Genomic DNA, 19,310 nt, shown 5'->3' with positions numbered 1-19,310 from the left:
CCCGTGCCCAGCCCTGTTGAGCCCAACCAGGTCGAGCTCCCCGCAGAGGACACCGACTCGCTCACCCCGCAGCAGCGGGTCGCGCCCACCTGGACCGAGTCGCTCGCCCGCACCCTGAGCAGACCGTTCGGCGGTCCGCTGGGCCGGCACGCGCAGGTCGGGCGGCACTGGTTCTGGTCGGCGCTGCGGGTGGTGCTGCTGCTCGCGGTGCTGACGCTGCTGCTCGGGTACCTGCAGAAGTCGCCGTGCATCCAGCAGTACGTGGACGAGAAGGGGCAGGTGCAGCTGGACTGGCGGGGGAGCAAGCAGTTCACGGCGCTCTGCTACTCCGACACCGTGCCGCTCTACACGGCGGAGCGACTGGACCAGCGCGGGTCGTTCCCGTACATCACCTCGTGGAAGGACGACGAGGGCAAGCCGACCGAGCACGTCCGCTACATGGAGTACCCGGTGGTCACGGGGCTCTTCCAGTGGCTGAACGCGCGGGTGGCGCAGGGGCTCGCGGTGCTGGTGCCGGGGCTGCCGATGACGGTGATCGTGTACTTCAACGTCACGGCGTTCTGGCTGGCGGTGGCGTGGCTGATCACGGTGTTCTCGGTGGCGCGGATCGCGCGGCGGCGGATGTGGGACGCGGCGATCGTGGCGGTGTCACCGCTGGTCGTCGTGCACGCGTTCACGAACTTCGACACGATCGCGACCGCGTTCGCCACGGCCGGGTTGCTGGCGTGGGCGCGGAAGAAGCCCGTGCTGGCCGGTGTGCTGCTCGGGCTCGGCGGTGCGGCGAAGCTGTACCCGTTGTTCCTGCTGGGGCCGATCCTGCTGCTGTGCTGGCGTTCGCAACGGCTCAAGGCCGGTTTCGCCGCCACCGCGGCGGCCATCGGGGCGTGGGCGCTCGTGAACGCGCCGATCGCGTTGAACCCGGCGTCGCACACGGGCTGGAAGGAGTTCTTCCGGCTCAACACCGAGCGCAACGCCGACCCGGACACGCTCTACAACGTGCTGGTGCAGTGGACCGGGTGGCAGGGCTTCGACCCCGGCCTCACGCAGGGGCAGGCGCCGACCGTGCTGAACACGGTCAGCATGGTGCTGTTCATCGTCTGCTGCGCCGGGATCGCGTACGTGACCCTGTCGGCGCCGACGCGGCCGCGGCTCGCGCAGCTGTCGTTCCTGGTCGTGGCGGCGTTCCTGCTGACGAACAAGGTGTGGAGCCCGCAGTACTCGCTGTGGCTGGTGCCGCTGGCGGTGCTCGCGCTGCCGCGGTGGAAGCTGCTGCTGGCGTGGATGACGGTCGACGCGCTCGTGTGGGTGCCGCGGATGTACTTCTACCTGGGCACGGAAAACAAGGGGCTGCCGATCGACTGGTTCCTCGGTGCCGTGCTGCTGCGCGACGCCGCGGTCATCGGGTTGTGCGTGCTGGTCCTGCGGGAGATCTACCACCCGGAGCGCGACCGGGTGCGGATGGCGGGCGACGACCCGTTGGCGGGCGTGCTGGAGGACGCGCCGGACCGGCAGCTCGTCACACCCGCACGAGGCGAGCCATCGCACCGAATGCGGACGCGTTCGGATGCAGGTGATCACCGGAGTCGAACTCCGGACGCAGTCTGAGCGGGTCGGCGGGGTCGCGCAGCGCGGCGTCGAAGTCGATCACGTCGGGGACGTTGGCGCGAATCCACGCATTGGTCCTCAGGCGCTGCTGCTCGCGTTCCTCCGTCCAGTTGACCCAGCCGCGCCACGGCGTGATCGTGCCGACGACGACGGGCACGCCCTCGTTGCGGCACCGCAGTTGGACGGTGCGGATGCCGGCGATGACGTTGTCCGCGCTGATGCCGTTCTGGATGTCGTTGATGCCCGCGAGCAGCACGACCTTGCGCACCTCCGCGCTGAACAGGACGTCCCGTTGGAGGCGGGTGATCATCGGGGCGTCCCCGGTCAGCAGGCCGTTGCCGCTGATGCCCGCGTTCAGGACGGCGTAGTCGGTGCGCACCATGGACGGCCACGTGCCGGTGGAGTTCCCCTCGGTGATCGAGTCGCCGAACATCACCACGGCTCCCGGTGCGGTGAACCCGGCGACCTCGACGGCCGACACGAGGCAGACGTGGTCGCGTGCGGAGGTGATCGTGCGCAGTGCGCGCGCTTGGCACGGTGTACCCGCCGGTGCGTAGGTGGTGATCTCCAGCGTTCGTGTGACGGCCAGTTGCACGGGATCGCTGTAGACCTCGGAACGGGCCCTCATCAGCACGCCGCGCGCGCCGCGGAACGTGAGCTCGCGCGTCTCGCCGTTCGCGGTGACGGCGACCCGGTCGACCCGGACCGGCTTGATGCCCATGAGGTTCGACAGCCGCACCCGGACCGCCGTTCCGCCCGCGGTGAGGTCGACGGTCGTGCGCACGACCTGGTCCGGTGTGGCCGCCGAGAGGGTGGGCACCGCCTGCCACACCGGCAGCCAGCGCACCGGCGTGCCCCGGTCGTGCGCGCCGGAGGCACCGCAGACCAGCAGCAACGCCAGCACGATGATCACCCTCACGGGTGCAGTGTGCGGCTGATCAGCGTTCCGCGGCTACGGCTCCGCGGAGGAACTTCCGGTCGTCGGGCTGTTCGTCCTCGGTCACGTCCCTCGCCCTGAGGAACACGATGAACAACGCCACCAGCAGCGCGGCCCGGCCCCACACGCCGATCATCACGGCCTGCGCGGAGAAGCTGTCGTAGATCCCGGCCGGCTGCCCGAACTCGATCGCCCAGAACCAGCGGAAGATCCCGATCCCCATCGCCAGGTCGACGACGAAGTAGGCGAACGACCAGACCAGCGGCACCCGCATGAGCACCAGGAACGGCACCAGCCACAGCGTGTACTGCGGCGAGTGGACCTTGTGCAGCAGCATGAACCCGCACATCATCGCGGCCGACACCGCGATCCACGGGTAGCTGCCCTCGCGCCGGAACCGCAGCCAGCCGTACCCGGCGGCGACGCCGAACGAGACGAGCATCAGGATCGGCGAGATGACGCCGACCAGCGACTGCATCGCGTCGTCGCCGATGAACGGCCGCAGGCCCCAGTACCAGATCGAGTTCGTGGTGATGTCGACCCGGCGCTGGCCCTGGAACTCGAACGACGCGAGCCAGCCGTCGTAGCCGGCGATGGCGAACGGCAGGTTGACCAGCACGACCGTGCCGATCGAGGCCAGCGCGACCCTGACCGCGCCGGCGACGTCGACCTTCTTGCCCGCGCGCAGGACGCGTTCCGGCAGCTCCTGGCCGCGCAGGCCGCCGGTCGCGACGAACAGCATCAGCGGCAGCACGAAGATCGCCGGGTAGACCTTGAACGCGAACCCGAGCCCGAGCAGCACGGACGCCACCGTGGCGCGTTCGACCAGCGGCCGGTTCCAGCGGTGCACCACGTAGACCGCGGCCACCGAGCACAGCACGACCGGCAGGTCCCAGTTGTGGAACGCGTACAGCACGAGCGGCGGCCCGATCGCCCACAGCAGGGCGCGCCAGCGCGCGAGCTTGCCCAGCAGGTAGCCGGTGAGCAGGCCGAACGGCGCCATCAGCAGCGACGAGTAGAGCAGGTACTCCGCGTCGTTGTGCGCGAAGATCGCGCCCGCCCAGATCAGCAGGCCGCTGAGCACCGGGTACTCGACGGAGCCGCCGATGAGGATGCCCTGCTCGTTGATCGCGCCGTCGACGTAGGGGAAGACGTGCCGGTCGATGTCGCGCCCGATCCAGAGGTGCTGGATGTCGGAGTAGCAGACCTCTTCCTTGTTGCGCTCGTCGTAGTCGGGCTGCGTGCGGCCCCACTGGTCGAACGCGGGACCGGTGCAGCGGTCCTTGTTGGCGAAGCCCAGCAGCAGCGTGAGGCCGCAGAGCAGCACGAGCACGGCCAGTGCCGCCCTGCCGAAGCGGTGCGCGGAGCCCGCGGCATCACCTCGGTCGGGCGTCACGCTCACCACCTCGTGCACGCTGTTCACCGGCCGGCGCGGTCGCGCAGGAACGCGATGTCGTCGGCTTGGCCCTCGTCCGGCGTCTCCACCACGACCGGGCATCCGGCACTGGCGACCACGGCCACCAGTTGATCTGCGTCGATCGTGCCAGTCCCGATGTTGTCGTGCCGATCGCGGGACGAGCCGAACTCGTCGCGCGAGCTGTTGAGGTGCACCAGGTCGATCCGCCCGGTGATCGCTTTCACCCGTTCGACGATGCCGACGAGGTCCTCACCCGCGGCGAACGCGTGGCAGGTGTCCAGGCAGAAGCCCGCGCCGAACTCGCCTACCGCGTCCCAGAGCAGCTTCAGCGAGTCGAACGTGCGCGCCATCGCACCGTCGCCGCCGGCGGTGTTCTCGATCAGCACCGGCACGGCGAACCCGCCCTCCGCGACCTGCCGCTCGAAGAACTTGCGCCAGTTCGCGAAGCCCTCTGCCGGGTCCTCGCCCTTGGTGACGTGCCCGCCGTGCACGACCAGGCCCTTCGCACCCACGGCGGCGGCGGCCTCCGCGTGCTGGACCACGTTCTTGCGGCTGGGAATCCGGATCTTGTTGTTCAGCGACGCGACGTTGATCAGGTACGGGGCGTGGACGAACACCTCGAGGTCGGAGGCGAGCAACGCCTCCGCGTGCGGATGAGGCTTCGGCTTCTTCCACCCCTGCGGGTCGGACAGGAAGAACTGGACGACCTCGGCACCGCGTTCGGCCGCGGCGCCGACCGGGTCGTCGTCGCGGACATGTGCCCCGATGCGCATGACCACGAGGGTAGTCGGCACGCCTGACGCCATCGCAGCCGCCGCCGATAGGAGTAATTGCGAAAACCGGGGGTGGCTCGCGTCACCACCAGGACCTACGGTCGTTACTTGAGAGTAGGTAACGAGGTGAGACAGGGGTGCACATGCGACTGCTGAGCGTCACGACCGCGACGCTGCTGGCGCTGGCCTCCGCTTCGGTGGGCCTGGTCCCGGCGACGGCGGCGGAACCCATCGTCGTGGGCAGCTGCGCGACCTCGGTGCAGGGCGTGCCCGGTCAGCCCGTCTCGCTGAGCCCGGCCGCGGTGGTGCAGCCGGTGACCGACCTCGTCCGCGCCGTGCCGGTGCTCGGCCCGCCGCTGGTCAAGCCGTTCCAGGACGGCTTCGCGCAGGCCAAGCCCATGCCGATCGGCGTCGTCCAGGTCGGCACGACGACCATCAGCGGCGCGACCATCGCGAACGCGGTGATGGTCGAGGTGCGCAAGATCCCGCTGCTCGGCCCGATCCTCGTGACCCTCGACCAGACCGTGCGCCAGACGCTGTCCGCCGGCTGCAAGGTGGTCGTGACCGGCGTCAACCAGGTCAGCGCGCCGATCCAGGACGGCAGCAAGGCGATCGCCGACGCGTCCCAGAACGCCGCGCCGCAGCTGCCCGGCCAGCAGAAACCGCCGGCTCAGCAGCCCCAGCCCCAGCCGGGCACGAACCCCGGGACCCAGCCGGGCACCAGCCCCGGTGTCCTGCCCGGCTCCCCGGCCGGCACGCCGATCAACCGCGACTTCTCCCTGTACTCGCTCGGCACGAACTTCGGCCGCGTGCCGCTGTTCAGCTACGGCTCGCTGCCGTTCGCGATGCCCGGTCTCTACTCGCCGTCGCCCGGTGTGCGGTACGGCTCGCAGGTGCCGCGCGCGTCCAGCGGCAACGGCCTGGACGAGGCGGTGCAGACCGCGGGCCGCGCCACCGCGCTGCCCAGGACGTCCGGCCCCGGCGGCGTCGGCCTCCCCGTGCTGGTCGCGGTGCTGCTGCTGGCCTGCGTGACGGGCGCGCTGGTGCGGACCTGGGTGCTGCGCCGCACCCCTGCGTAGTCGTTGGACGCGCTCTGTTAACCTTCTTCAGTTGCTGACGCGACGACCCTCCTGCCACGGAAAGCCCGTGGCCGCGAGTCCACAGGAGGTGAGTGGTCCTCATGCGTCATTACGAAGTGATGGTCATCCTCGACCCCAGTCTCGACGAGCGCACGGTTGCGCCGTCTCTCGACACGTTCCTCAACGTCATCCGCACCACGGGCGGCAACGTTGAGAAGGTCGAGGTGTGGGGCAAGCGCCGGTTGAGCTTCGAGATCAACAAGAGCAGCGAGGGCATCTACGCGGTGCTCGACCTGACCTCGACGCCGGACGCGGTGAAGGAACTGGACCGCCAGCTCGGTCTGCAGGAGACGGTGCTCCGGACGAAGGTCCTGCGCCGCGAGCCCGCCAAGGCCGCCAAGTTGGCCGCCAAGGCCGCGGCGAAGGCGGACGCCAAGTCGGCCAAGTCGGCGGCCAAGGCCGCTGCCAGGGCCTGACGAACCTCGATTAGGGGAGCTCCCAAGACATGGCTGGCGAGACGACGATCACGGTGGTCGGGAACCTGACCGCCGACCCGGAACTCCGCTTCACCCAGAGCGGTGCCGCGGTGGCGTCCTTCACGGTCGCCTCCACGCCCCGCACCTTCGACCGCCAGTCCGGCGAGTGGAAGGACGGCGAAGCGCTGTTCCTGCGGTGCAACGTGTGGCGGCAGGTCGCCGAGAACGTGGCCGAGTCGCTCACCCGCGGTTCACGCGTGCTCGTCTCCGGACGGTTGCGCCAGCGTTCCTTCGAGACGAAGGAAGGCGAGAAGCGCACTGTCGTGGAGCTGGAGGTCGACGAGATCGGCCCCTCGCTGCGCTACGCGACCGCGAAGGTCAACAAGGTCAGCCGTGGAGACGGCGGCGGTGGCGGCGGCTTCGGCGGCGGCGGCGGTCAGCAGTCTCGTGGCGGCGGTGGCGCACCCGCGGACGACCCGTGGGGTTCCGCCCCGCCGGCCGGCTCGGGTGGTTTCGCCGACGAGCCCCCCTTCTAGACCGCTGCACCGGTCATCCAGAACCTGATCACTGCGTATTCCAGGAGTTAGAGACACATGGCCAAGCCGCCTGTGCGCAAGCCCAAGAAGAAGGTTTGCGCCTTCTGCAAGGACAAGAGCGCGAACCTGATCGACTACAAGGACACGACGCTGCTTCGGAAGTTCATCTCCGACCGCGGCAAGATCCGTGCCCGCCGCGTCACCGGCAACTGCTCGCAGCACCAGCGCGACGTCGCTGTTGCCGTGAAGAACGCCCGTGAGATGGCGCTGCTGCCCTACACCTCGACCGCCCGCTAAGAGAAGGGAACTCCTGCGATGAAGCTCATCCTCACCGCTGACGTTTCCGGCCTTGGCGCTCCCGGCGACGTCGTCGAGGTCAAGGACGGCTACGGCCGCAACTACCTGCTCCCGCGCGGTCTCGCGATCGTCGCGACCCGCGGTGCGCAGAAGCAGATCCAGGTCATCACCCGTGCGCAGGACAACCGCCGCGTGCGCGACCTGGACCACGCCAAGGAGATCAAGGCCAAGCTCGAGGGCCTCGACGGCGTGACGCTGACCGCGAAGGCTGCGGCCGGCTCCAACAAGCTGTTCGGCTCGATCACCACCGCCGACGTGGCGGCGGCGGTCAAGAAGTCCGCGGGTGGCCTCACCCTGGACAAGCGCGCCATCGAGCTGCCGGGTCACATCAAGACCACCGGCAAGCACTCGGTGACGGTTCGCCTCCACCCGGAGGTCACCGTCGCGCTGCCGCTCATCGTCACCGCGGCCGAGTAAGACCGCTCGACGAAGCTCGGGGACATCCTGTAAGGGATGGTCCACACGTGCTCGTTTGCAGAAGCGCCGCTCATCCGGAATGCTCCGGGTGGGTGGCGCTTTCGCTCGTTCGGACCAGCGGAGTTCTGTCCACGTCCTGTGGATAAACGCAGGGGCCGGCCACCTGGCGACACGCCGAAGAAGGTGTTTCTCGCGACACGCCGGGGCTGTGGCGCACAACTTTTTCCACAAGTTGTACACAGCCCTTGAGCTGGGGTTATTTCTGTCACTCCACCGGTTGTCAACAGGTTGTCCCCAGCGTCTCGGTTCCTGTGGGCAACCATCCACAAGTTGTCCCCCAGTTGTCCACAGGGCGATCCACACGCTGGTTTGCTTGCTCCGGACGGGGCCCTCTAGCGTCGCAGCGCGGGCAGGACCATCGCACAGTGTGGCCGCCCGGAATTGTCGGTGCCGCGCGGTACAACTAGGTGGCAGGCACCGGCTCTCGACGTCTTCGCAGGGGTGATTCAGCAGTGGCGTTGGTCGACGACCGGGGTATGGCGGAGCCCAGTTTCGAACGTCAGCCGCCGCAGGACCTCGCCGCTGAGCAGTCGGTGCTGGGCGGCATGTTGCTGTCCAAGGACGCCATCGCGGACGTGATCGAGGCGCTCGCGCCCAACGACTTCTACCGCCCCGCCCACCAGGCCATCTACGACTGCATCCTCGACCTCTACGGCCGCGGTGAGCCGGCCGACCCGATCACGATCTCCGCCGAGCTCGAACGGCGCGGCGAGCTGCTGCGCGTCGGTGGCGCGCCGTACCTGCACACGTTGATCGCGACGGTGCCGACGGCGGCCAACGCCGGGTACTACGCCGAGATCGTGGCCGAGAAGGCGGTGCTGCGCAGGCTGGTCGAGGCGGGCACGCGCATCGTGCAGCTGGGGTACAACGGCGCGGAGGGCGCGGACGTCGACGAGGTGGTCGACCGCGCGCAGTCGGCGATCTACGAGGTCACCGACCGCCGCACGACCGAGGACTACTCGGTGCTGGAGGACCTGCTCCAGCCGACGATGGACGAGATCGACGCCATCGCCTCGCGCGGTGGCCAGTCGCTGGGCATCCCGACCGGCTTCGCTGACCTCGACGAGCTGACGAACGGCCTGCACCCCGGCCAGATGATCATCGTCGCGGCCCGGCCGGGTGTCGGCAAGGCGCTCGCCCTGGACACCCCGCTGCCCACGCCGTCCGGCTGGACGACGATGGGCGCCGTGGGCGCCGGCGACTTCCTGATCGGCGCCGACGGCCGGCCGACCCGCGTGGTCGCCGCGACCGGGGTGATGACCGGCCGCCCGTGCTTCGAGGTGGCGTTCTCCGACGGCACGGTGATCGTCGCCGACGCCGAGCACCAGTGGCTGACCGAGTCGTGCAGCGAGACCGGTGGGTTCTGGGCGATCCGCACGACGCAGCAGCTGTTCCACCGCGTCGGCGAGTGCCGCGTGTTCATCCGCATGTCGGCCGCCTGGGAGCTGCCCGCCGCCGAGCTGCCGCTCGCGCCCTCCGCGCTGGGGAAGTTCCTGTCCGGCCTGGGCGAGCTGGAGCTGACCGACGAGGAGCTGCGCACGGCCAAGGAGCTGGGCGTCGCCGACGAGCCGCACATCCCGGCCGCGTACCTGCGGGCGTCGCGAGCCCAGCGCTCCGAGCTGCTGGCCGCTCTGCACGTCGACGGCCGGTTCGCGCGGCTGCGCCGGGACGTGGACGAGCTGATCGCCGGTCTCGGTGAGCACGCGCAGGTGGAGATCGTGGCGGTGCGCCCGGTCGCGTCCGTGCCGGTGCGGTGCGTGGAGGTCGACAACCACGACCACCTGTACCTGGCCGGCGAGACGATGATCCCGACCCACAACTCGACGCTGGGTCTCGACTTCGCCAGGTCGTGCTCGGTGAAGCACGGCCTGACCAGCGCCATCTTCAGCCTGGAGATGAGCAAGACCGAGATCGTGATGCGCATGCTCTCCGCGGAGGCGCGCATCCGCCTCGGTGACATGCGCGGTGGCAAGATGAGCGACGACGACTGGACCCGTCTCGCCCGCCGGATGAGCGAGATCAGCGAGGCGCCGCTGTTCGTCGACGACAGCCCGAACCTGACGATGATGGAGATCCGCGCCAAGGCCCGCCGGCTGAAGCAGCGCCACGACCTCAAGCTCGTCGTCGTCGACTACCTCCAGCTGATGAGCTCCGGCAAGCGCTCCGAGTCCCGCCAGCAGGAGGTCTCGGAGTTCTCCCGGTCGTTGAAGCTGATCGCCAAGGAGCTCGAGGTCCCGGTCATCGCGATCTCCCAGCTGAACCGCGGTCCGGAACAACGCACCGACAAGCGCCCGATGCTCTCCGACCTGCGTGAGTCCGGCTCCCTGGAGCAGGACGCCGACATGGTCATCCTGATCAACCGCCCGGACGCCTGGGAGCGCGACGACCCCCGCGCCGGCGAGGCCGACCTGATCATCGCGAAGCACCGCGCCGGTCCCACCGCCACGATCACCGTCGCGCACCAGCTGCACTACAGCCGCTTCTCCGACCTCGCCCAGCAGTGACGACCCGCTGAACGACCGGTGGGTCACGTGTATCGAGAACCCGCACACCCGCCGGTGGTCCGCCCGGCAGCACCCGCCGACATCCCGGCGCTCGTCGCGTTGCGCCTGGCGAACGCCGCCCGGCACGTCGCCCTGGCACCGGACGACTTCCGCGTGCCGGACGCCGGGGCGGTGCGCCGCCACTTCGCGCTGACGCTGGGGTCGTCGCTGATCACGGTCGCCGAGGTCGGTGGCGCGGTGGTCGGCATGGCGGAGGTCGTGCTGCTCCCGCCGCCGCCCGACCACCAGATCCTGGTGCCGCGGACCGGCGCCGACATCCACACGGTCGTGCTCGACACCCACCGCGGGCAGGGCATCGGCACCGCACTGGTGGCCGCCGCGGAGCAGGTCGCCGCGGCTCACGGGGTCACCGCGCTGCACGCCGTCATCTTCGCGACGAACGCTCCGGCCGTGTCGTTCTACTCGTCGCGCGGCTTCACCCCGCGCGGCACGATGCTCAGCAAGTCCGTTCCGCCGCGGCGATGACCACCGGCGGTACGGCGCTACCGGTCGCGCGGGTGCAGCCCGCGTAGCGCCGTGTCCACCACCTGGTCGGCGTACTCGCTGGTCAGCGGGCCGTTGCGGTGCAGCCAGCGGTTGAGGACCGGGCCGAACACCAGGTCCACGGCGACGTCGAGGTCGATGTCGCCGGCGAGCTGGCCCGCGGTCTGGGCGGCGCGCAGCCGGGCCTTCTTCAGCTCGCGCATCGGGCCGTCGAGCCGGCGCGCGTAGTCGGCGGCGAGGGCCGGGTCGTGGACGATCTCGGTGTGCATGGCGCGCATGGCCTGGTCGAAGCGCGGGTCGTTCAGCTCGTCGACGGTGGCCCGCAGGACCAGCTTGAGGTCCGCCGCCAGGTCACCGGTGTCGGGCAGCGCCGCGGCCTCGCCCTCGCCGGCCAGTGCGAGGAAGGCGTCGAAGAGCAGCGCGCCCTTCGAGGACCACCACCGGTAGATGGTCTGCTTGCCGACGCCCGCCGCCTGGGCGATGCCCTCGATGCTGAGCTTGGCGTAGCCCACCTCGCCGACGAGGTCGATGGCGGCGCCGAGGATGGCCCGGCGTGCGGTCTCGCTGCGGCGGCTGGGGTCCGGGGCGACCTTCGTGGGCATGGCGGTCACCCTAGCGCAGAATGAGACGAGACGGTCCGTCTTGACAAGCCGATCTGACGCAGTGCATGCTCCTCCCGTCAACGAGACGGAACGGTTCGTCTCGTCACTGCGAAGGAGACCGCATGGAAGCCCCCACTCGCGTCTGGTTCGTCACGGGCGCAAGCCGCGGTCTCGGCCGCGCGTTCACCGAGGCCGCTCTCGCCGCCGGTGACCGGGTCGTCGGCGCGGCCAGGGACATCGCACCGCTGGCCGACCTCGCCACCCGGCACCCGGACCGGCTGCTCGCGCTGGACCTGGACGTCACGGACCGGTCCGCGGTCTTCGCCGTCGTCGACCGGGCGGTCGCGCACTTCGGCCGGCTCGACGTCGTCGTCAACAACGCCGGCGCGCTGTTCGCCGGGATGGTCGAGGAGTTCACCGAGGAGGAGGCCCGCGCCCAGCTGGACGTCAACTTCTTCGGCGCGCTCTGGGTGAGCCAGGCCGTGCTGCCGCACCTGCGCCGGCAGGGCAGCGGTCACGTCCTGCAGGTCTCCAGCATCGGCGCGCTCAGCGGTTTCCCGAGCACCGGCCTGTACAGCGCCAGCAAGTTCGCGCTCGAAGGCATGAGCGAAGCACTCGCCGCCGAGGCCGCGCGGTTCGGCGTCAAGGTCACCATCGTCCAGCCGGGCGGGTACTGGACCGACCTCTACACCAGCAGCAGGGCCACCACCCCGGACCCCGCCTACGACGAGCTGCGCGCGGAGCTGGAGGAGCAGTGGGCAGAAGGCTCGATCGACAGCGAACCGCGCCTGGCCGCCGAGGCGGTGATGACCCTCGTCGACAGCGACGACCCGCCGTTGCGGCTGCTGCTCGGCAGCATGGTCTACGACCTGGCGTTCGACCTCTCCCGGCACCGCATGGACACCTGGGCGGCCTGGGAGCAGACCAGCCGCGCGGCGGAGAAAGCCGTCCCCGCACCCGTGACACACGGGTGACTTCGCTGGTCAGCGGCCGGTTCGTGGACTGGACACGGCTTGTGCTGCACGACCCGTTCACGGGCCTGCCCGGCTACGCGCTGCTGCTGGACCGCCTGGAGCAGTCGCTCGTCCGCGCCCGCACCCGCGGCACCCTCGTGACGCTCGTCCTCGTCACCGCACCGACCTCGCTGCTGGAGGCGGCGCGGACCCTGCGCGCGGGGCTGCGCCCGGACTTCACGGTGGCCCGGTACCGCGACGACACCCTGGCCGTGCTCGCCGACCACGACTTCGGCGACGGCTCGCCGATCGCGTCGCTGGTGCGGCAGCTCGTGGGCGAAGGCGCCCGCGTCCACTGGGTGACGAGCGACGGGGACACGCCCGTCGAGGAGGTCATCGCGACCGCCGAGCAGCACTGACCCCGAACAGCACCGAGCCCCGGTGACACCGTCGTGTCACCGGGGCTCGGCTTTTCACCGGAGGAGGGTGTGGAGCAATCCGGGCGAACCCGGGGTGATCTTACGGGGTCGTACGACCCTTACAGCGTGCCCGCAACGCGGTCGAACACGTTGCCCGGCTTGAGGTGCGCGATCGCCGGAGCGGTCACGGGCAGCCCCGGCATGGAGCGCTCACGCGCCGGAACCAGAGCGGCGGTCGGGTTCAGGTTCAGACCCGAGACGTTGGTCGGACGGGTGGTGGGCAGGACGGGCACCGAACGCTCGGTCGGGATCGGCAGCGGGACGGGCAGCGCCGGCATGGCCGGAGCGGTCACCGGCAGCGACGGCACCGAGCGCTGGGTCGCGGTGCCGGGGAGCACCTTCTTCGCGGCCTCCAGCACCTGCGCGAGCGGCAGGCCCTGGATGTTCGGGGCCACGTTCGCGGCGTTCTGGCCCACCGGCAGCTCCGCGCGCTGCTTGGCGAGCTTGGTCACCGGCAGCTGACCCACGGGCAGCTTGCCGACCGGGAGCTTGGTCACCGGCAGCTGACCGACGGGCAGCTTGCCGACGGGGAGCTTGCCGACCGGGAGCTGACCCGCGGGGAGCTCGCGGACGGGCAGCTGGCCCACCGGGAGCTGGCCCACGGGCAGCTGACCGATCGGCAGCTGACCCACGGGGAGCTGGCCGATCGGCAGCTGGCCGGCCAGACCGGTGATGCCGCCGAGGCCGCCGAGCGAGGGCAGCGTGTTCACGGGCAGGCCCTTGAACGACGGGACGCCGCTGTACGAGGGGACCTCGGTGGCGCCCATGAGCATGTCGACGCCCTGGGGGAGCTCGATGCCCTTGAGCTCGGTGGCCCGCAGCGTGTCGGTGTCCTCACCGGTGAGCTGCGTGTCGTCGCTGGTGCCGCCGGTGAAGGCCTGGCCGACCAGCTCGACGGGGATGCGGCGGACGCTGGCTGCGGCCTCCGCGGGAACGGTCATCTCGCGGCCGGCCAGCGGGCCTTCGCCCAGGGTGTCGGTCTGACCGCCGGCCTGCGTCTCCGAGTCCTTCTCGGTCCAGGTCGAGGCCGAGCCCGCGGCCGCGATGGCGTCCGCGTAGGGCTGCACGGCCGCGTTGGCCGGCACGTGGAGCAGGTTGCCGGAGACCGAGCCGTCCTTGCCCGAGGTCTGCGAGTCCTCGCCGGCCTGGACCTGGGTGTCGGTGTCGCTGTCCGAGGTGGCGATGCCCGCGGCCGAGATCGTGTTGCCGGGCACCGGCACGAACGGGGTGGCCTGCGCGCCGAGCAGGTTGCCCGCCAGCGAGCCGCGCTCACCGGTGCTGCGGACGTCGCCGCCCGCCGCCGACTTGAGGTCGTTGGTGGCGGTGGAGTTGACGTTGCTGCCGCCGCCGACCGACCAGCCCATGACCTGGGTGGCGGACGCGACCGGCGCCGAGATGGCGTTGCCGCCGATGGAGCTCTGCTGGCCGTCGGTCTTGGCGTCGCCACCGGCCTGCATGTCGGTCGCGTTGTCGGCGTGCGCCTCGTTGTTGCCGACGAGGGTGACGCCGTCGCCGAAGACCTGAGCCGGCGTCGAGGTCGGGGCCTGGATGATGTTGCCGGAGACCGAGGACTTCTGGCCGCTCGCCTTGGGGTCGTCGCCCGCGCGGACCCTGGTGTCGTTCGCGCTGGTCGACGTGGTGTTGCCGACCAGGCCGGCCGTGTCGCCGAAGACCTGCGCGGCCACGGCGGTCGGCGCGGTGATGATGTTGGACGAGACGGTGCCGCGGTCGTCCACGGTGTTCGGCTCACCGGTGGAGCGGATGTCCTTGACCTCGTCCGCGGAACCGGTGGCCTGGCCACCGACGGTCGCGGCGGCGCCGTACAGCTCGGCGGGCGCGGCGAGCGGGGTCTGCGCCACGTTGCCGGAGAGGACCGAGTCGTCACCGGTCGTGCCCTGGTAGCCGCCGGTGCCGGAGTCCACGTCGTTGACGCAGGTGCCGACGGACTGGCCGGCACCGGAGGCGCCGTTGCCGCACACGTCCACGGCCGTGGCCGGCGGGACGTTCGCGACGTTGCCGGACAGGACCGAGTCGTGGCCCTTGGTCCAGTTGTTGCCACCCGCGGCCGACTCGGCGGTGTTGGTGTGGTCGGCACCGCTGTTGCCGACGAGCGACGCGGCGTTGCCACCGGCCGAGACGGGCAGCGAGATCGGGGTGTCGGCGATGTTGCCCGAGGCCGAGGAGCCGTTGCCCGCGGTGTTGGTGTTGCCACCGGCGAAGGACTGGTTGACCGTCTCGCTGGTCGCGTAGGAGTTGCCGCCCACGCCACCCGCGTTGTCGCTGATCGTGACCGGGCCGGCGAGCGGCGTCTTCGCGACGTTGCCCGCCAGGGTGGCCGGGTCGCCGTCGGTCCAGACGCGGTCGCCGGCGTGAGCGGTGCCGGACTGCGTCGAGTGGGTGTCGGCGTTGCCCGCTCCGGCGGCCGAGTTGCCGTTCACCTCGAACAGCGGGGCCAGCGGGACCTGGCCCGCGTTGCCGGACAGCGTGCTTTCCTTGCCGCTCGTCCGCATCATGCCGTTCGACTCGGCGACGGTGTCCGCGGTGGAGCGGGACTCGGCGATGCCGCCGGCGCCCACGGCGTTGCCGGTCACCTGGAGCGGGGTCGCGCCCTGCTCGGCGAGGATGTTGCCGGAGATGGAGCCCTTGTCACCGTTGGTGGTGATGTTGCCGCCGGTCGTACCGGTCTGGCGCGCGGTGGTGTCGTTGGCGGCGTTGCCGCCCGCGCCGATCGAGTTGCCGGTGACCTGCGCGGGCAGGACGTGGTTGACGCCCACGACGTTGCCGGCGAGCGCCTGGCGCTCACCCGTCGTCGTGACACCGCCCTTGCGGCTCACGCTCTGCTCGCAGTCGGCGCTCGTCGCACCGTCGGCCAGAGCCGAGACCTGGTTGCCGCAGACGGTGACCGGCACGTCGGCGTACGCCTGGAGCCTGTTGCCGCGGGCGTTCTGCGTGGCGGTGTCCTGCAGGCGTCCGCTCATCGAGCGGAACAGCGGGTTGGCGACCGGGGCGTCCGCCCTCGACGGCACCGCGCTGGTGACGCGGTCCGTGCTGACCGTGCGGTCGACCTTCGGAACGTTCAGGTCCCTGGCCGGCGTGGCCAGGTTGTTCTGGTCGATCTTGACCGGAACGGAGGCACCCGCGTCGACGACCGGAGGAGCTGCATCCGGGTTGACGTTCTCCTGGGCAGAAGCGATGCCCGTACCGAGCATCAGCAAACCACCAGTGACAAACGCGGACTGGATTCCGCGCTTTGCCCAGGTCTGCATTCGATCTCCTTCCAAAGCCCCTGTTGTCAGGGGGGTTACGGGGGGTGGGCCGGACGCGTGGGGATCGCGTCATCACCGGGGGAGAGCACGCGGTGCCGACCGGAAGGAGCGCATGAAAAAAAGCGCGACGGTCGACTTCCGGACAGCCGGGGAGTGGGCTGCCGCGGACCGCGCGCTGAAATCAGTCGGGGGTGGTACCAGGCTGCTTGCCCGGCTTCACGGACACCTCGGCGGTGGACGGCGCGAGAGCGCTCGCCACAGCGGTGTCGTGAACGGAGCCAGGAGCAGCGAAGGCAGCCTTGTTGCTGCCGCCAGCAGCACCCGAGCCGTCGGAACTGCACGTGCAGTGCACCGGCGCGGGGGCCGGGACAGGCAGTTCGGGGGACGGGTCTGCGGGCAGGGACGGGTGCTGCGCCGAGGGCACCACGAGGTGGCGCGTCTCGAGCAGCTTCGTCCAGGTAGCACCGGAGGGGCCGGTGAGCTGCGAAATCACCTTCGCGACCGGCGACTGTCCGGTCTCGGGGGCGTCCGCCGGCGTCGCCACGTACGTCACGTCCTCTGCCCGCGCGACCGCGGGAGTGGTGGGCGTGACGACCGTGGTGACTCGGGGCAGGACCCGCTCGGTGATCTGTTCGACCGCCTGCTGGACCTGCACCTGCGGCAGGGCATCGCGTGCCTTCTCGTGCTCGGCGCGCAACGCTTCGTCGATCTTGTGGACGGCCTCGGTGGCGGGGACGACGACCGGCAGCTTCTCGTCCACGGTGGCGATCTTGGTCACCACGTCGAACTGCTCCGCGTCGTCGGCCGCGTGTGCCGCGGTCGTCGAGAGCACCCAGGCGACGGCCGTGCCCGCGACCGCTCCACCGACGGCGAGCAGCGCTCGGGTGGCGAACCGGCGGATGCCGTTCGCTCCCGTCTTCGCTCGCAGACCGGCAGAGGACAACGCGGGAACCTCGCTACTTTCGGGGGCACTCGGGGAAGTTCGCCGACGACCAACACGATCAAGCCGACGCCGCGACTCTGCCAGCCGCGGCGCCCCGAACGCACGCCCAGAGCGTCCGATTAACTACATCGTGTGACGATCACACCCGCTTCAACACGCGTGCCGCACCGGCCGCCGCGGTGGAGGCGAGCACCCAGCCCACGGCGATGAGCAGCGCCGAGACCCATTGCGACGCACCGGTGAACTGCCACTTGCCGTCGTGGCCGAAGTCGATGATCGGGATCAGCAGGTCGAGCGCGAGGAGAGCGGCGTTCCACACCGGGTCCTCGTCCTTGTTGAGCTTGACCAGCGGGTGCCAGGTGAACCACAGCGCACCGCCCAGCCAGAACACGCCCAGCCAGCAGATCGCGAGCCACGGCCGGTAGCCGTACCCGACGGTCCACCGCTGCACCGCGCCCCAGACCCGGCCGGCCCTGCCCAGCTCGGAGTAGCGGCGGCGTTGCTTCTCCAGCTGGACCTTCTGCGCGAGCTCCTCCTCGCCGCCCTGCTGGTACACGGCGGCCAGCTGCTCGTACGGTCCGGGCGCGAAGTCGGGCTGCACCTTGCGCAGCCACTGCAACCGGGTGTCCACCGACACGTCGGGGTCGGCGGTGATGCCGTCGAAGGTGAAGTCGTCGACGGCGACCCCTCCCTCCGCGTCCCACAGCCCGGGGCCGTCGGTGACCGACACGGCCTTCAGCCGGCTCAGCACGATCTTGCCCTTGGGCTGCTGCCCCTCGGGGATGTGCAGGCGGAACTGGTGGACGGTGAGCCCGTAGGCGTTGAGCGCGATGTCGGCCGCGGTGGAGCCGAGGTGCGAGTCGCTGAACGTGGCCATCTTGCCGACCTCGCCCAGCCGGATCCGCACGCCGCCGACGGCGGTGAACCCGCGGCTGCACAGCAGGTCCTTGCCGATCGTGATGGCACGGGCGTCGAGCGACGGCTTCTGCGTGCCGTTCGGTCGCAGCCGCGGCAACGTCAGCGAGGCTCCGGAGAGGTCGAGCGTGGAGCCGATGTTCGCGTTCTGCAGCCGGATCGAGCCCTTCGCCCTGAGCTCGCGCAGGAAGAGCGTGCCGCCGATCTCCAGCCGGTCGGCGAACAGGACGTCGATGCCGGGGCCGTGCAGCGAGACGCCGGACATGCTGGCGCTGCCCTGGATGTGCGCGTTGGACAGCCGGACCTGGCCGTAGGTCTGCAGTGCGGGCGAGCGCAGGCCGGAGCCGTTGGCCGCGCTGCGGGCCTCGACGTCGCCGCGCACCTGCATGCCGTCGGCGTGCAGGGCGACCGGGATGCGGTTGGTGATGTCGCCCGCGAGCTCCTCCGCGAGCTCGCGCGGTCCGATCACCGCGCCGGACAGCCGCAGGTACCCGCCGATGCTCGCGTTCGGCAGCCGCACGGTGCCGGTGCTGGTGAAGCCGTCGTCGAGCTCGACGTTGCCCTCGACCCGGATGCGGTCGCCCACGAGCGTCGCGGCCTCGTCGGCCAGTCCGTGCGGCAGGACGAGCACCTGGTGGTCGACCCGGTGGGCGGAGTTCAGCCGGGCGCCGGTGAACTCGAGGTTGCCGCCGACGCGGGCGCCGTCGAACAGCACCCGGCCGTCCGCGCTGAACCGGCCGCCCTCCGCGTTGCAGAAGACGTTGCCCGTCACCACGATCCCGGACGCCTCCAGCGCGTCCCTGCCGCTGTTGACCAGCCGCGCGCCGCCGAGGTGGACGCTGCCGCCGATCGCCGCACCGCGCAGCCGCACCTCCCCGTTGGCCCGCAACGCGATGGCCTGGACGGACCCGCTCACCCGCAGCCGCGCGCCGAGCAGCGCGTGGTCGGTGGTGCTGCGCAGGACGGCACCGGCCAGCCGCAGCGTCCCGTCGACGGCGGCGTCGGTGAGGTCCACGGTGCCGGTGCAGGTGAACCCGGCCTCGAGGACGAGGTCGCTGAACACCCGGAGGTTGCGGCCCTGGATGCCGGGAACGCGGGTGCCGCGCAGCCGCAGGCCGATCAGCCGGGCCATGCGGAGGTCCAGCGGTTCCTGGAAGGTGCAGTGCGTCAGGTCGATGACCCGCGTGACGCGAGTGCCTTCCAGCTCGAACTTCCCGGTCACACGGGCGTTTTGAAGTCGCAGAGCGGGTAATCCCTTGCGCGGCACCCGGTACATGCCGGTCAGCAACCCGGTGAGCACCTCGCCGCGCACGCTCTGCCCGGTCAGGTCGATCTCGGTGCCACCCGCGTAGGCCCCGGCGACCTGGCGTTCGACCTCGGTCAAGTCTTCCGGCTTGATCACTTCGTCCTCCCCCGACAAAGCGGATCATCCCTTCCGGGTTCCGCCT

At 70.6% G+C, this 19,310-nt stretch carries 17 protein-coding genes; 10 read left to right on the top strand and 7 right to left on the bottom strand.

The annotated features are described in order from the left end of the window. Positions 1 to 3 precede the first annotated feature (3 nt). On the top strand, positions 4 to 1,605 hold the full coding sequence (locus ACZ7CF_RS14745) for a glycosyltransferase family 87 protein (RefSeq protein WP_360393903.1): 1,602 nt from the start codon (positions 4 to 6) through the stop codon (positions 1,603 to 1,605). Here ACZ7CF_RS14745 and ACZ7CF_RS14740 read toward each other — a convergent pair. From ACZ7CF_RS14740 to ACZ7CF_RS14730, 3 genes are read right to left on the bottom strand one after another with little or no spacing between them, the layout of a single operon-like run. Then, the gene (locus ACZ7CF_RS14740) at positions 1,517 to 2,524 is read right to left on the bottom strand and encodes a GDSL-type esterase/lipase family protein (RefSeq protein WP_470369769.1); all 1,008 of its coding nucleotides are present in this window, start codon (positions 2,522 to 2,524) and stop codon (positions 1,517 to 1,519) included. The two genes, ACZ7CF_RS14745 and ACZ7CF_RS14740, sit on opposite strands and share 89 nt — an antisense overlap. A gap of 19 nt (positions 2,525 to 2,543) precedes the next feature. Continuing rightward, positions 2,544 to 3,938 carry a glycosyltransferase family 87 protein gene (locus tag ACZ7CF_RS14735; RefSeq protein ID WP_360393897.1) on the bottom strand — a complete coding sequence of 465 codons (1,395 nt, stop codon included), beginning with the start codon at positions 3,936 to 3,938 and terminating at the stop codon, positions 2,544 to 2,546. A gap of 23 nt (positions 3,939 to 3,961) precedes the next feature. Next, the gene (locus ACZ7CF_RS14730; RefSeq protein WP_360393894.1) at positions 3,962 to 4,732 is read right to left on the bottom strand and encodes a deoxyribonuclease IV; all 771 of its coding nucleotides are present in this window, start codon (positions 4,730 to 4,732) and stop codon (positions 3,962 to 3,964) included. 143 nt (positions 4,733 to 4,875) lie between these two features. On the opposite strand from ACZ7CF_RS14730, the gene ACZ7CF_RS14725 reads away from it, so the two are divergent. The 7 genes from ACZ7CF_RS14725 (at position 4,876) to ACZ7CF_RS14695 (ending at position 10,686) form a co-directional block, all read left to right on the top strand. Then, the gene (locus ACZ7CF_RS14725) at positions 4,876 to 5,811 is read left to right on the top strand and encodes a hypothetical protein (protein ID WP_470369768.1); all 936 of its coding nucleotides are present in this window, start codon (positions 4,876 to 4,878) and stop codon (positions 5,809 to 5,811) included. Between the two features lie 101 nt (positions 5,812 to 5,912). Continuing rightward, positions 5,913 to 6,287, top strand: a complete 375-nt coding sequence (gene rpsF, locus ACZ7CF_RS14720; RefSeq protein ID WP_360393888.1) for a 30S ribosomal protein S6 — start codon at positions 5,913 to 5,915, stop codon at positions 6,285 to 6,287. A 29-nt stretch (positions 6,288 to 6,316) separates the two neighbouring features. Then, a complete protein-coding gene (locus tag ACZ7CF_RS14715; RefSeq protein WP_065915547.1) occupies positions 6,317 to 6,823 on the top strand; it encodes a single-stranded DNA-binding protein in 507 nt (168 codons plus the stop codon). 57 nt (positions 6,824 to 6,880) lie between these two features. Beyond that, on the top strand, positions 6,881 to 7,120 hold the full coding sequence (rpsR, locus tag ACZ7CF_RS14710) for a 30S ribosomal protein S18 (protein WP_030465683.1): 240 nt from the start codon (positions 6,881 to 6,883) through the stop codon (positions 7,118 to 7,120). An 18-nt stretch (positions 7,121 to 7,138) separates the two neighbouring features. Then, positions 7,139 to 7,597, top strand: a complete 459-nt coding sequence (gene rplI / locus ACZ7CF_RS14705) for a 50S ribosomal protein L9 (protein ID WP_360393883.1) — start codon at positions 7,139 to 7,141, stop codon at positions 7,595 to 7,597. A 536-nt stretch (positions 7,598 to 8,133) separates the two neighbouring features. Beyond that, the gene (gene dnaB, locus ACZ7CF_RS14700) at positions 8,134 to 10,161 is read left to right on the top strand and encodes a replicative DNA helicase (protein WP_458429863.1); all 2,028 of its coding nucleotides are present in this window, start codon (positions 8,134 to 8,136) and stop codon (positions 10,159 to 10,161) included. A gap of 27 nt (positions 10,162 to 10,188) precedes the next feature. Next, positions 10,189 to 10,686 carry a GNAT family N-acetyltransferase gene (locus tag ACZ7CF_RS14695; RefSeq protein ID WP_360393877.1) on the top strand — a complete coding sequence of 166 codons (498 nt, stop codon included), beginning with the start codon at positions 10,189 to 10,191 and terminating at the stop codon, positions 10,684 to 10,686. Between the two features lie 17 nt (positions 10,687 to 10,703). On the opposite strand, the gene ACZ7CF_RS14690 is transcribed toward ACZ7CF_RS14695, so the two are convergent. Next, the gene (locus tag ACZ7CF_RS14690) at positions 10,704 to 11,306 is read right to left on the bottom strand and encodes a TetR/AcrR family transcriptional regulator (RefSeq protein WP_458429862.1); all 603 of its coding nucleotides are present in this window, start codon (positions 11,304 to 11,306) and stop codon (positions 10,704 to 10,706) included. A 122-nt stretch (positions 11,307 to 11,428) separates the two neighbouring features. Between ACZ7CF_RS14690 and ACZ7CF_RS14685 the strand changes: the two genes are divergently transcribed. Continuing rightward, positions 11,429 to 12,280: an SDR family oxidoreductase gene (locus tag ACZ7CF_RS14685; RefSeq protein ID WP_360393871.1), complete on the top strand. Its 852-nt coding sequence runs from the start codon at positions 11,429 to 11,431 to the stop codon at positions 12,278 to 12,280. After that, positions 12,277 to 12,678 (top strand): nucleotidyl cyclase domain-containing protein, encoded by a 402-nt coding sequence (locus ACZ7CF_RS14680; RefSeq protein ID WP_360393868.1) that lies wholly within the window; start codon positions 12,277 to 12,279, stop codon positions 12,676 to 12,678. Before ACZ7CF_RS14685 ends, ACZ7CF_RS14680 begins: the two co-directional genes overlap by 4 nt. A gap of 119 nt (positions 12,679 to 12,797) precedes the next feature. Here the strand turns inward: ACZ7CF_RS14680 and ACZ7CF_RS14675 are convergent, their stop codons facing one another. The 3 genes from ACZ7CF_RS14675 to ACZ7CF_RS14665 form a co-directional block, all read right to left on the bottom strand. Continuing rightward, a complete protein-coding gene (locus ACZ7CF_RS14675; RefSeq protein WP_470369767.1) occupies positions 12,798 to 15,947 on the bottom strand; it encodes a beta strand repeat-containing protein in 3,150 nt (1,049 codons plus the stop codon). 238 nt (positions 15,948 to 16,185) lie between these two features. After that, entirely contained in the window at positions 16,186 to 16,947 is a 762-nt protein-coding gene (locus ACZ7CF_RS14670; RefSeq protein WP_360393862.1) for a hypothetical protein, read from the bottom strand. A gap of 139 nt (positions 16,948 to 17,086) precedes the next feature. Then, positions 17,087 to 19,264, bottom strand: a complete 2,178-nt coding sequence (locus tag ACZ7CF_RS14665; RefSeq protein ID WP_360393859.1) for a translocation/assembly module TamB domain-containing protein — start codon at positions 19,262 to 19,264, stop codon at positions 17,087 to 17,089. Positions 19,265 to 19,310 lie beyond the last annotated feature (46 nt).

Source organism: Lentzea sp. NPDC036955, assembly GCF_055608005.1.
The sequence above is the reverse complement of the archived record's forward strand: the minus strand, read 5'-3'. Positions and strand labels throughout refer to the sequence as shown.